Source organism: Microvirga lupini (assembly GCF_014191055.1).
In the GTDB taxonomy this organism is placed as follows: domain Bacteria; phylum Pseudomonadota; class Alphaproteobacteria; order Rhizobiales; family Beijerinckiaceae; genus Microvirga; species Microvirga lupini_A.
Window position 1 is genome coordinate 734,894 of the sequence record NZ_JACHWB010000002.1, and the last position, 11,938, is coordinate 746,831.

General features: G+C 63.7%; 12 protein-coding genes. 4 read left to right on the top strand and 8 right to left on the bottom strand.

Annotated features, from left to right (window positions below; translation table 11 throughout):
- Window positions 1-48: 48 nt before the first annotated feature.
- The gene (locus FHR70_RS10575; RefSeq protein ID WP_183449821.1) at window positions 49-537 is read left to right on the top strand and encodes a PaaI family thioesterase; all 489 of its coding nucleotides are present in this window, start codon (window positions 49-51) and stop codon (window positions 535-537) included.
- Here FHR70_RS10575 and FHR70_RS10580 read toward each other — a convergent pair.
- Entirely contained in the window at window positions 534-1,379 is an 846-nt protein-coding gene (locus FHR70_RS10580) for a DMT family transporter (protein WP_183449823.1), read from the bottom strand. The genes FHR70_RS10575 and FHR70_RS10580 overlap by 4 nt on opposite strands.
- Before the next feature lie 238 nt (window positions 1,380-1,617).
- On the opposite strand from FHR70_RS10580, the gene FHR70_RS10585 reads away from it, so the two are divergent.
- Entirely contained in the window at window positions 1,618-2,343 is a 726-nt protein-coding gene (locus FHR70_RS10585; protein ID WP_183449825.1) for a L,D-transpeptidase, read from the top strand.
- A gap of 114 nt (window positions 2,344-2,457) precedes the next feature.
- Here FHR70_RS10585 and FHR70_RS10590 read toward each other — a convergent pair whose 3' ends face one another.
- The 7 genes from FHR70_RS10590 to FHR70_RS10620 all read right to left on the bottom strand — a co-directional run bounded on the left by FHR70_RS10590 (window position 2,458) and on the right by FHR70_RS10620 (window position 10,496).
- Entirely contained in the window at window positions 2,458-3,165 is a 708-nt protein-coding gene (locus FHR70_RS10590) for a DUF2076 domain-containing protein (RefSeq protein WP_183449827.1), read from the bottom strand.
- 56 nt (window positions 3,166-3,221) lie between these two features.
- Window positions 3,222-3,803, bottom strand: a complete 582-nt coding sequence (locus FHR70_RS23975) for an NUDIX domain-containing protein (RefSeq protein WP_210277560.1) — start codon at window positions 3,801-3,803, stop codon at window positions 3,222-3,224.
- Window positions 3,804-3,824: 21 nt separating this feature from the next.
- Complete coding sequence (locus FHR70_RS10600) at window positions 3,825-4,676, bottom strand: SDR family NAD(P)-dependent oxidoreductase (protein ID WP_183449829.1); 852 nt, start codon at window positions 4,674-4,676, stop codon at window positions 3,825-3,827.
- 177 nt (window positions 4,677-4,853) lie between these two features.
- Complete coding sequence (locus tag FHR70_RS10605; RefSeq protein ID WP_183449831.1) at window positions 4,854-6,362, bottom strand: chromosome partitioning protein ParA; 1,509 nt, start codon at window positions 6,360-6,362, stop codon at window positions 4,854-4,856.
- A gap of 100 nt (window positions 6,363-6,462) precedes the next feature.
- A complete protein-coding gene (gene glcF, locus FHR70_RS10610; protein ID WP_183449833.1) occupies window positions 6,463-7,818 on the bottom strand; it encodes a glycolate oxidase subunit GlcF in 1,356 nt (451 codons plus the stop codon).
- 63 nt (window positions 7,819-7,881) lie between these two features.
- The gene (locus FHR70_RS10615) at window positions 7,882-9,066 is read right to left on the bottom strand and encodes an FAD-binding protein (protein ID WP_183449835.1); all 1,185 of its coding nucleotides are present in this window, start codon (window positions 9,064-9,066) and stop codon (window positions 7,882-7,884) included.
- On the bottom strand, window positions 9,063-10,496 hold the full coding sequence (locus tag FHR70_RS10620) for an FAD-linked oxidase C-terminal domain-containing protein (protein ID WP_183449837.1): 1,434 nt from the start codon (window positions 10,494-10,496) through the stop codon (window positions 9,063-9,065). Before FHR70_RS10620 ends, FHR70_RS10615 begins: the two co-directional genes overlap by 4 nt.
- 249 nt (window positions 10,497-10,745) lie before the next feature.
- Here FHR70_RS10620 and FHR70_RS10625 point away from each other — a divergent pair, with 249 nt between their 5' ends.
- Together FHR70_RS10625 and FHR70_RS10630 are read left to right on the top strand one after the other, a co-directional pair.
- The gene (locus tag FHR70_RS10625) at window positions 10,746-11,135 is read left to right on the top strand and encodes a c-type cytochrome (protein ID WP_183449839.1); all 390 of its coding nucleotides are present in this window, start codon (window positions 10,746-10,748) and stop codon (window positions 11,133-11,135) included.
- On the top strand, window positions 11,132-11,929 hold the full coding sequence (locus tag FHR70_RS10630) for a (Fe-S)-binding protein (RefSeq protein ID WP_183449841.1): 798 nt from the start codon (window positions 11,132-11,134) through the stop codon (window positions 11,927-11,929). Before FHR70_RS10625 ends, FHR70_RS10630 begins: the two co-directional genes overlap by 4 nt.
- Window positions 11,930-11,938 lie beyond the last annotated feature (9 nt).

Here is an 11,938-nt window from a genome sequence, read left to right on the forward strand (position 1 = left end):
AATCTCGCTCCCTCCCATAGTGTGCATCTACACAGATGGGAGAAGTCGATGCTTGAGCGGGTTCATGGAATCGTATCGCGGGATGTGCTGACGGCGGAGCCCGGCCTCGCCTTTCTGCGTGGCATGCTGGAGGGCCGCTATCCGGCTCCCCCCTTCTCCCGATCCACCAACGTGTACATGACCCATGTGGAGGAAGGCCGGGTAACCTTTGAGGGCGAGCCGACGGAAGGCTTCTTCAACCCGCTCGGGACGATCCATGGCGGTTGGACCTCGGCCATCCTCGACAGCGCCATGGCTTGCGCCGTCCACACCACGCTCGCCGCGGGCCAGGGCTATACGACCGTCGAAATGAAGCTCAACTTCGTCCGCCCGATCCTGCCGAACATGGGCAAGGTTACCTGCGAGGGCACTCTCGTCCACCGGGGCGGAACGCTCGCCACCTCCGAGGGCAAGCTCTTCGACGCTAAGGGGAGACTTCTGGCCCACGGCACCGAAACCTGCATGATCTTCAACGCGGCGGCCAGCAAAGCTGCCTAACGCTTCGACGTCATCATGGCCGCGCCAACGATGAGAAGACCGCCACCCAGCGTCGCCCAGGTGGGGATTTCGCTGAAGACTCCGTAGCCGATCAGCACCGCCCAGATCAGGGCGGTGTATTCGAGGGGAGCCAGCCGCGCCGCCTCGGCCTTGGCATAGGCCGTGACCATGAGCATGTGGCCCATGAAGCCTAAGAGCCCCATGAGCATGAACCAGCCCATATGCATCAGGTCGAGCGGCTGCCAGACGAAGAGCGCGAAAGGCGCCACGAGAACCGCCGGGCCGACATTCTGAAAGACCACGATGTGCAGGAACTTGTCGCGCTGGGCGCGCTGGCGCAGCAGCACGAGGCTGAGCGCATAGGTGACGGCCGATGTCAGCGCCGCAGCGACACCGGCCCAGGACCGCACGGCATTCGCCTCCTCGGTCTGCCCCAGAACGACGACGAGCGTCCCGGCGAAGCCGATGGCGATGGCCCCGATAATCCGGACATCGACCTTCTCCTTCAGCATCAGGAGCCCGAAAAGGGCGATGAACATGGGCGACAGGAACGACAGGACGAGCGTTTCGGCCAGGGGCAGCTGGCCCAGCGCGTAGAAGAAGCTGACGGCGGTCACAACGGCGATGACGGACCGGAACGCATTGGCGATCACCGTCTCACGGCTCGGCCAGCCGGGCCGCATGATGGACACGACGGCCGCCACGATGAGAGAGCCGCAGGCGAAGCGCAGGAAGGCCACCTGGAAGATCGGGTAAAAGGCGGCCATTCCCTTGATGACCGCATCCATGATGGAGAGAACCGCGATGCCTGAGGCCGCCCGCAGGGCGGGACCGAATTTCATGATGTCACGACGATGTGAGAGCCGGCAGTCAGGATGAGCGCCGTTGAAGGAAGAGGCTCTTACAGCACTTTGCCTAAAGCTTCATCACTCTTCTTGCAGCATCGACAGGAAAGCTCTCCTCATCGCGCCGCTTAAATTCATGCGAGCTTGGCGGAAACAAAAGCCGCGCTTGCCGTTATTTCAGCAAAACGCAACCATCAAGGACATTTCGATGCGCGCTTGGATCCCTTGCTCTGCAATGCTTCTGGCCTCCCTCCTGCCCGCCCCCGCCTCGGCTCAGTTCTACGGCAACACCTACATCCCGACGGAAGGCCGATATTACCCGTACGCACAGACTCAGGACGGGTACCCTGAGGGCTATCCGCTCGTCACGCGCCCATCCTCCCGGACGCAGGTCTATCGCGGCCAGCGTACGGCCGGGTATTCTTACGACGTGAGCTCGACCGGTAGCGTCGTCGCTTCCCTGCCGCAGGATTACGGCACCGGTACGGGCTACGACAACAGCATCGATTATGCGATCTCGCCGGAATTCCAGCGTCAGATCGTGTCCTACGGCGGCCGGGAACGTCCCGGCACGATCGTGGTCGATACCAACAACAAGTTCCTCTATCTCGTGCAGGACGGCGGCCGCGCCATCCGCTACGGCATCGGCGTCGGCCGAGAAGGCTTCGAGTGGAGCGGGCGCCAGACCGTTTCCATGAAGCGCGAATGGCCGTCCTGGCGTCCGCCGGCCGACATGCTGCGCCGCCGCCCCGACCTTCCCCGTTTCATGGAAGGCGGCCCGGACAATCCGCTCGGCGCCCGCGCCCTTTACCTCGGCTCCTCGCTCTACCGCATCCACGGCACCAACGAGCCGCACACCATCGGACAGGCCGTTTCCTCAGGCTGCATCCGCATGCTCAACGATGACGTGGTCGATCTCTACAACCGCGTGAAGGTCGGCACGAGCGTGATCGTGATCTGATCGCACGAAGGCGACATCATCCCTTCATGACAACGGCCGGGCTTGCCCGGCCGTTTGCTAATAAGGCTTGCACGCCATCGGAAAGCGCGTGCGCGCATGTCGTTTCGAAGCCGATCAGGCCCAGTCGCCCTCGTCTCCGCCATCGCCGCCGAAGTCGGAGAAATCCTGGCCGGAATCCTGGTTGCTCGCATCCTGGTAGAGCGAATCCGTGATGCCCGCATTGCCGGCGTCAGGTGCCTGTTCGGTGCCGCCGAGGCCCGCCGCAGACGCCACATCGCCGAGCGGATTGTTGTCGCCGCTGAACGCATGGGTCAGGGCATTGGCGATCATCATGCCGCCGGCAACGCCGGCCGCAGTCGAGAGCGCTGTCCCCAGGAAGGAACCTCCGCCGCCGCGCTGCATCATGCCACCGCCCCACGGGCCAGGCGCGCCGCCCATCATGCCGCCCTGAGGCGCACCATAATGGTGCTGCGGATGTTGCTGAGACTGTCCCCAGGGGGAGGCCTGACGGGCCGGCGGGGTGTTGTAGGCCGGTCCGGGCGGACGGGAGCCGCCGCCGAAGATGCTGGAGAGGAAGCCGCCCTGTTGCGGCCGCCGGCTGGCCTGATCGAGTTCGGCGCGAAGATGCTCGTTCTCGGCCTGAAGATTGGCGAGCGCCTGCTCCTGCACATAGACCGCTTGTGCCATCGCGTAGGGGGCATAGGGCTGCTGCCGCAGCCTCTCGGCAATGAAGCGCTCCGCCTCAGGGTCGCGCGGCTGGTTCGCCACCTGTTCGAGCCGTTGGAAGATGTCGCTGATGACCTGGCGTTCCTGATCGTTCATGGCAAGCCTCCTTCAAGGGATGTTGGAGACAGATGTAAGCATGGCCATCGGGTTTGTTAGGGGTGAGCGAGGCCGAGCCTGCGCATATTCCTCAAAGCCTGCGGAGCGATGTCCTCCAGCTCCTGAAGCCCACGCCACTCGGCCCCATGCACCTCCCGCAGATCGGGGCGGATGGCGATCCGCTCCCCTGCCCTCACTACATAGCGGATGTCATGATGCCAATGCTCGGGCTCGCCTCGGTCTGGGCGAGCGGGAATGCGGTGGCTGTCGATGTCGATGGGAAGACCGGACGTGCGATGCCAGGGATCGATCATGAGCCCTTCCATGCCGGTCTCTTCCACTGCCTCGCGCAGGGCCGAAGTCTCCAGATCCTCCGGTGCCTCATAATGCCCGCCAGGCTGCAGCCAACGATCGAGAGAGCGATGATGGATCAGCAGGATCCTTTCTCCAGCACCATCAAGGATGAAGGCCGATGTGGTGACATGGCCGGGAAAGGTGCGGCGGGAATGAATGTCATCCCCGTTCGCAATCTGCCTGCGCAGGAGAGCATGCCTTTCCTCAGTCACGTCGAATGCGATCGCGTAGTCATTGAGGAGCGAGAGAACATTCCTTCGGAAGCTGGCAGGCTCGAAGGTCACGGATGAGAAATCCACTGTGGTTTAGCACTTCATCACTTTCGCGAAGGCATCCTTGTATTCGGGATGCCAGCGCGACAGGGGCGGACGGTTCTCGATCATGTCCTCGGCGGCCCAGCGGATGCGCTTCTCATCCATCTCCCGCGTGGTCTCGTTGTCAGGGCAGAGCACGTAGAAGTCGCCACGCTCCAGCGCCGGCAGCAGGAAGTCGATGACCTGCTCGGGCTCCCAGGCGCCAGCTGGCTTCTCGCTGACGCCTCTGGCTTTGGTGAAGCCCGTATAGACGAAGCCTGGGATGAGCAGATGCACCGTCACCTGACAAACGGGCGTGTTGCGCAACTCGTGCGCCAGCGCCTCGGTCAGCACCTTCACCCCGGCCTTCGAGATGTTGTAGGCCGTGTCGCCGGGCGGCGTGGTGATGCCCTGCTTCGAGCCGGTGTTGATGATGGCGCATGGGCTTCCCTGCTCGATCATTGCAGGGGCGAAGGCCTGCACGCCATTGATCACACCCCAGAGATTCGTGTCCAGAATGGCTTGCCAGCGCTGCGGATCACCGAAGATCTGCCCACCGCCTTCCGTGCCGGCGTTGTTCATCAGCACGGCGACTTCGCCGAAAGCTGCAAGGACCTTATCCTTCAAGCGCTCGACGTCCTCGCGCCGGCTCACGTCGGTTGCGATGGCCAGAACGTTCTCTGCTGACCCGGAGACACCGGCCACTTCCTCGGCGCTGCGCTGGAGAGCCTCGCCTGGGAGATCGGCCAAGCACACTTTCATGCCGATTTCCGCGAAGCGCTTAGCGGCGGCCAAGCCGATGCCGCTGGCAGCTCCGGTGATGACGGCAACGCGGTTGGGGGTGATTGCTGGATGCCGGGCCATCATTGCGATCCTTCGTTTCGGCTTCGGAGCCGATGAGATTTCATGATGGCCCCAAACTGGCGCACCCTAGGTCATTCGCCAAGGCGTTCTCCACATGGATGGCATGCGGTCGCGGTCAGACATGCGCTGGAAAAAAAGAAAGCCCCGCATCGCTGCGGGGCTTCGGAGGTAACTTGATTACTCCGCGTCTGGAGATTTCAGATGCCGGACATTGGTCTCGTCCTCGTCGAAGAGGGTCGGATCCTCCTCCTGGGTGTCGAGGCGCGTCTTCTTGCGCAGGGCCACGTATTTCTTCTGGATCTTGGTGCGGCTCTCGCGGGCGATCTCCAGGGCACCCTGCACGAGGGAGCGCTCGGCCTTCTCATTCTGCAGCTCTTCCGTGAGACGGCGGTTGGCGGCTTCCAGCGTGCTGCGCTCCTGCTCGAAGCGCTTGGTGAGCTGGTCGATGCGCTCGGTGAGGCTTGCCACCTTGTTGTCGGAGCTTTCGATCTGGAAGTCCTTGGCCGCGATGGCCTTGCCCAGCATCTCCACGCGCTCCTGCAGCTCGATGCGCGAGCGCTGAAGCTCGTTGACCATGGCCACCTGACGCTCGACCTCCTGCTGGGTTGCCTCCAGGCGACGGTCGAGGGTGTTCTTCTCGATGGTGGTCTCTTTCAGATTGCGCTCGACGCCGCGCAGCGCCTCGTTCTTGTCGCGCAGCTGGTCGCGGGTATGGGCCAGGATCTTGTCGGTGGCCGACAGACGCGAGGTCAGGCCCTCGATCTTCATGTCGAGCGAGGAAAGATCGGTCTGGTGGGCCGAACGCTCGGAGTCGATCTGCGTTTCGAGGCGCTGGCGCAGCACCTGCTCGGCCATGAGCTTGGTCTCGAGCTCGGAGGCGCGCTGGCGGGTGGATTCGAGCTGCGTCTCCAGCTCCCCATAGCGGTTGCCGAGGCTGGAGAGACGGTAGTTCTGCTCCTCGGCCACCTTCTGCAGCCGCTTGACCTCATGATCGAGCAGCCCGTTGCGCTCGCGGGTTTCGATCAGCTCCCGCTCGGCCCGGGCCACGGTCTGGTCGGCTTCCTGGGCTTCCAGGCGCAGGGCCTGGTTCTCTTCCGTGATGTTGCGGGCGCGCTCAGTCTCGATGGCGAGCTGGTTCTCCAAGTCGGCGACGATCGCCTCCTTGTCCTTCACGTTCAGGCGCAGGTCCTCGACGAAGCTGTCCTGCTCGCGGATTCTGGCCTCGGCCTTGCGCAGCTGCGAAACGGCAGCATTGAGATCGTCCACCGTCCGGGCATGGAGGCTGCCGAGATCCCCCAGCTCCCGACGCAGGCTCTGCGCGGTTTCGGTTTCCTGCTTGAGCACCGCCTCGGTCTCAAGCAGCCGCGACTGGAGCTGCGGATAGCTGCGAATGAGCTCAGTCACTGGCTCGTTCAGGAGGGCGAAGTCCTCCTTCAGGCTCCGAAGCTCCTCCAGCCTGTCTATCATGTTGGCGAAACGAACGCGGATCAGCTCGTTCTTCTGGCCGACGGAATCGAGCATGCCGTTGGGGCGCACGATGATCGGCTCGGCCTTTTCCGCCGGAGCGACGACTGGTAACGCCGGGGCTGTGGCCCCTTCGCCGCCCTGTTGCGATAGCAGGTCAGGCTCAGCCTCATCCTGCTTCTTGCCAAACCGATTCCTGAAAGACGTCCATCCCGAAGACATGGTGCCGGCCCTTACGCCCTGAAATTCATACTTTCCTAACTTTTAACCCAGACGGGCGTCGTTTGGAAATAAAATTTCGTTGCGTAAGAGTGTAGCAGCCTCACTCTGCCGCCATGGTTAACGGCTGGCCGGATGGCTTCCCGAGGCCCGCCTCCTCAAGAGTTTCCGGCATGGGACCGCCGGTGGCCCAGTCGAGAAGCTCGACCGTATGGACGATGGGGATCCCGGTGCCCTTCCCGATCTGGGTCATGCAGCCGATATTGCCGGTGGCGATGAGGTCGGGCTTGATGCGCTCGATATTGGCCACCTTGCGGGCCCGGAGCTGGGCGGCGATCTCGGGCTGGAGCAGGTTGTAGGTGCCGGCCGAGCCGCAGCAGATATGACCTTCCGGAACGTCTTTCACGGTAAAGCCCGCCTTCTTCAGCAGGGTCTTCGGCTCGGTGCGGATGGCCTGCCCGTGCTGCATGGAGCAAGCCGAATGATAGGCCACCACGAGATCCGTCTCCCGCACCGGCTCCATCAGCGTCAGGGATGTGACGTATTCGGTAATGTCCTTGGCAATAGTGGACACCCGGGCTGCCTTCTCGGCATAGTTGGGGTCCTCCCGGAACATGAAGCCGTAATCCTTGATCGTGGTGCCGCAGCCGGAAGCCGTGATGATGATGGCATCGAGCCCTTCCCCGTCCATCTCGGCGATCCAGGCGTCGATATTGCGCTTGGCGAAGGCGTGGCTTTGCTCGTCCCGGCCTATGTGATGGACGAGAGCCCCGCAGCACCCCTCCCCCTTCGGCTGGACCACGTCGACCCCGTGGCGGTTGAGGAGGCGGATGGCAGCCTCGTTGAAGCCCGGCTTGAGCACCGGCTGGGCGCAGCCCGACAGGATGGCGACGCGGCCCCGGCGCTCCCCATGGGCCTGATAGGTGCCGGGCTGATCGAAGGGCGTGCGGGGCGGCACCCGCACGGGCGCCAGTTCGATCATGGCCTGGAGGCGATTGCCCAGGAGCGGCAGCGCACCGATAAATCCCTTGAGGGGCTTGGCCAGCATGGCGGCGCCAAGCGCGAAACGGAAGCGGTTCGGATAAGGCAGGACGGTGGCGAGAATCCAGCGCAGGAGCCGGTCATGCCACGGCCGCGTATACGTCGCCTCGATATAGGCGCGGGCATGGTCGACCAGATGCATGTAATGCACGCCTGACGGACAGGTGGTCATGCAGGAGAGGCAGGAGAGGCAGCGGTCGATGTGCTTGACCACCTCGGGAGACGCGGGCTTGCCGCTCTCCAGCATGTCCTTCATCAGGTAGATGCGCCCGCGTGGGGAATCGAGTTCGTCCCCGAGCAGCAGGTAGGTCGGGCAGGTGGCGGTGCAGAAGCCGCAATGAACGCAGGTGCGGAGGATCTTCTCCGACGCTGCCATGGCGGGATCTTTTAACTGATCGGGCGTGAAATTCGTTTGCATGACGGATCAAAAATTACTTTCTGCCAAATGCCGCTTTCAGATTACGCTCATTCCACGCATTGACTACACCCCTGCATACATCCGCCCGGGATTGAGGATCCCAGCCGGGTCGAAGGAAGCCTTGATGCCGCGGGTCAGCGTCATCAGCGCGTCGGTCTGCGGTTCGAACACATCGAGGGTAGAGCGCACTTCAGCGGGCGCACGGACGAGAGTCGCGTGTCCACCATAGGATCTGGTCGCTTCGCGCAGCACCGAAGCACCGGCATCGCCCTCGACGGGCGTCGAGATCCAGACGAGGCCGCCGCCCCAATCGTAGAACCATTGCGCATCGAGAGATTGCGCCACCTGGGCAACCAGGTCGGTCCCCTTGGTCGGCGCGGTGGAGATCCGCCAGATGGCCCGATTGCCCTGATCCGTCAGTAGCGTCGCATCGCGCACCGACTGCCAGAGCGCCTCGGCTCCGACACCTTCGAGAATGTCCATGAACCGGAAGCGCTTCAGGAGGCGCTTCAGTTCGTTCATGCGGTAATCGACGGAGACCCGGAACCCTTCGAGCCGGATCAGCGTGCTGCCGCCGCTCCGGTTGCGCGCCGGGATATGCGCCGCGCCGGTCACATCGAAGGGCGAGCCGAGAGCCTGCGACAGGGCCTCGATGGCCTGCCTGTCGTCGAGGTCCCGGATGACCAGGGTGGCCATGCGCTCCTGCTTGGGCAGCACCTTGAAGGTCACCTCGGTGAGAAAGCCGAGCGTGCCCCAGGACCCCGCCATGAGCTTCACGAGGTCGAGCCCGGTGACGTTCTTCATCACGCGCCCGCCGGACTTCACCACCTCGCCGCGCCCGTTGACGAAACGCACGCCGATGAGGCTGTCCCGCGCCGCCCCCGCCATGATCCGGCGCGGACCGGAGATGTTCATGGCAGCAACGGCCCCGATGGTGGGCTCGCCTTTTGTGCCGAGGAGCCAGCGGTAATCCATGAGCTCGAAGGGAAGCTCCTGGCCTTTTGCCGCGAGAACGCGCATGACCTCCGGCACGGGCGTGCCGCTGCGGGCCGAGATCACAAGCTCGGCCGGCTCGTAGAGGGTGATGCCCGACAGGGCGGCGGACGAGATCGAGGCGTCGGTCTGGTTCGGGCGCCCCATCGGGGCCTTGGTGCCGTTGCCGGCAACGTTCAAAAGCGTACCCTTGTCGGCCGCGTCGCGGATGATGATGGAGGCGTCCTGCTCGTCGCGGGGAGTGTGAGTGGTCACGCGGCGAACCTTCCTTCGAGCGGAAACACTTTGGCCGGATTGAGGAGCCAGCGCGGGTCGAACACGCCGCGCACGCGCATCTGCTGCTCAAGATCGACAGGGTTGAACTGGTGGGTCATCAGATCGCGCTTCTCGATACCGACCCCGTGCTCGCCCGTGAGGCAGCCGCCGACCTCGACGCAGAGCCTCAGGATGTCCTCGCCGGCCTTCTCGGCCTTCTCCATCTCGCCCGGCACATTGGTGTTGAACATGACAAGCGGATGCAGGTTGCCGTCGCCCGCATGGAACACGTTGGCGACGCCGAGCCCGTAGGATTTCACGATCTCGTCGATGCGGTTGAGCACGTACGGCAGCTGCCCGGTCGGAATCGTGCCGTCCATGCAGATGTAGTCGGCGACGCGCCCCGTGGCGCCGAAGGCCGACTTGCGGCCCTTCCAGATCGCCGCGCTCTCAGCCTCCGATTGCGAGACCTTCATGGTCTTCGGCCGGAACGGTTCGGCGATCGCGACGATGCGGCGGAGCATGTCGTCGATTTCCTGGTCCGAGCCCTCGACTTCGACGATCAGCATGGCCTCCACATCGAGCGGATAACCTGCATGGGCGAAGGCTTCGCAGATCTGGATCGCAGGCTTGTCCATGTATTCGAGCGCCACCGGAATGATGCCGGCCCCGATGATCGCCGCCACGCAGGCGCCCGCATCCTCCACCCGCTCGAAGCCGAAGAGCGCAGGCCGTGCGCCTTCCGCTGCGCGCAGGATGCGCACCACGGCTTCCGTAACGACGCCGAGCTGCCCCTCCGAGCCGCAGACGAGGCCGAGGATGTCGTAGCCGGCCGCATCCAGATGCTCGCCGCCGATCTCCACCACCGTGCCGTCGAGCATCACCAGGGTGACGCCCAAGAGGTTGTTGGTGGTCACGCCGTATTTCAGGCAATGGGCGCCGCCGGAATTCATCGCGATATTGCCGGCAATGGTGCAGGCGAGCTGGCTCGACGGGTCGGGGGCGTAGAAAAAGCCCTCATTGGCCACGGCCTGACTGATGCCGAGATTGGTGATGCCGGCCTGGACCCGCGCGGTGCGTCCCTCGAAACTGACGTCGATCACCCGGTTCATCTTGGCGACGCCAAGCACGATGGCGTCTTCCTGCGGGATCGCCCCGCCGCAGAGGGACGTGCCTGCCCCGCGCGGCACTACCTTCACGCCATTCTCGTGGCAGAAGCGCATGACGGCCGAGACCTCTTCCGTGGTGGAGGGCAGCACAACCGCGAGCGGCATCTGCCGATAGGCGGTCAGGCCATCGGTCTCGAAGGCCCGGCGCTCATCCTCGGAGACGATCAGGGCCTCCGACGCGACAAGGCGCCCCAGCCCCTCGATGATCTCCCGCCGACGCGCCAGAACTGCCTGGTCCGGCTTGGGAAATGCAATGGTCATGGAACCCTCCTTTGAGGATCATCGCCTGCGCTCGAGGAATGGCTACCTTAACAATAAGGCGGCTTTCCCTGTGAGCCTTTTCCAATAATGTAGAATCTCTCTAGCGCATCGTGCGGAAAAGTGGATCCGGTTTTCTGCCTAAACGATGCACTCTTTAAAGAATTTGGCATCGGATGGGTCCCAAAAGTGGGGTCCACTTTTGGGTCTGATGCTCTAGGATGGGACAGGTGTCCAGCAAAGGAGTTATTGATGCGTTCCTTCGTTCTTTCCGCTGCCCTGCTTCTCGCCGGGCTCGGCTCCGCACAGGCTCAGGATGCCGCCGCCGGCGAGAAGGTCTTTGCCCAATGCCGCGCCTGCCATCAGGTAGGCGAGAACGCCAAGAACGCGGTGGGCCCCGTGCTGAACGGGCTCTTCGGCCGCCACTCGGGATCGGTCGAGGGCTACAACTACTCCCCTGCCAACAAGAATTCCGGCATTACCTGGGATGAGCCCACGTTCCGGGAGTACATCCAGAACCCGCGGGCCAAGATCCCCGGCACCAAGATGGTCTATGCCGGCCTCAAGGATGAGCAGCGCATCAACGACCTCGTGGCCTATCTGAAGCAGTTTAACGCTCAGGGCCAGAAGGCCACCCAATGAGCGCCACGCCGTCGTCAGCCCGCCCGGCTCACCCCCGGGTGGGCCTCTTCGTCACCTGCCTGGTCGACCTGATGCGCCCGTCCGTGGGCTTCGCGGCCGTGAAGCTCCTGGAGGATGCCGGCTGCGTCGTCGATGCGCCCGTCCAGACCTGCTGCGGCCAGCCCGCCTACAACTCGGGAGACCGGGGCACCACGCGCGATCTCGCCATGCGGCTGATCGAGGCGTTCCAGGGATACGATTACGTGGTCGCCCCCTCGGGCTCCTGCGCCGGCATGATCAAGGCACATTACCCGGAACTCTTCGAGGAGGACCCGAACTGGCGCGCCAAGGCCGATGCCCTGGCAGGCAAGACCTATGAGCTCATCAGCTTCCTGGTCGACGTTCTAGGCGTCACGAAGGTCGGCGCTGCCTTTGACGGTGCTGTCACCTACCACGATTCCTGCTCAGGGCTCCGGGAGCTCGGCGTGAAGCGCCAGCCGCGCAAGCTGCTTGCCAGCGTCGAAGGCCTTACCCTGGTCGAGATGAAGGACAGCGATGTCTGCTGCGGCTTCGGCGGCACCTTCGCGGTGAAGTACAGCGACATCTCCGGCGCTATCGTGGAAGCCAAGGCCAAGAACATCGAGGAGACTCAGGCCCCGACCGTGCTCGCGGGCGATCTCGGCTGCCTCATGAACATGGCCGGCAAGCTCAGCCGTGACGGCAGGTCGATCCAAGTGCGCCACGTGGCCGAGGTTCTGGCCGGCATGACCGACGAGCCGCCGATCGGTGCTGCAAAAGCCAAAGCGATCAAGTAGACATCATTC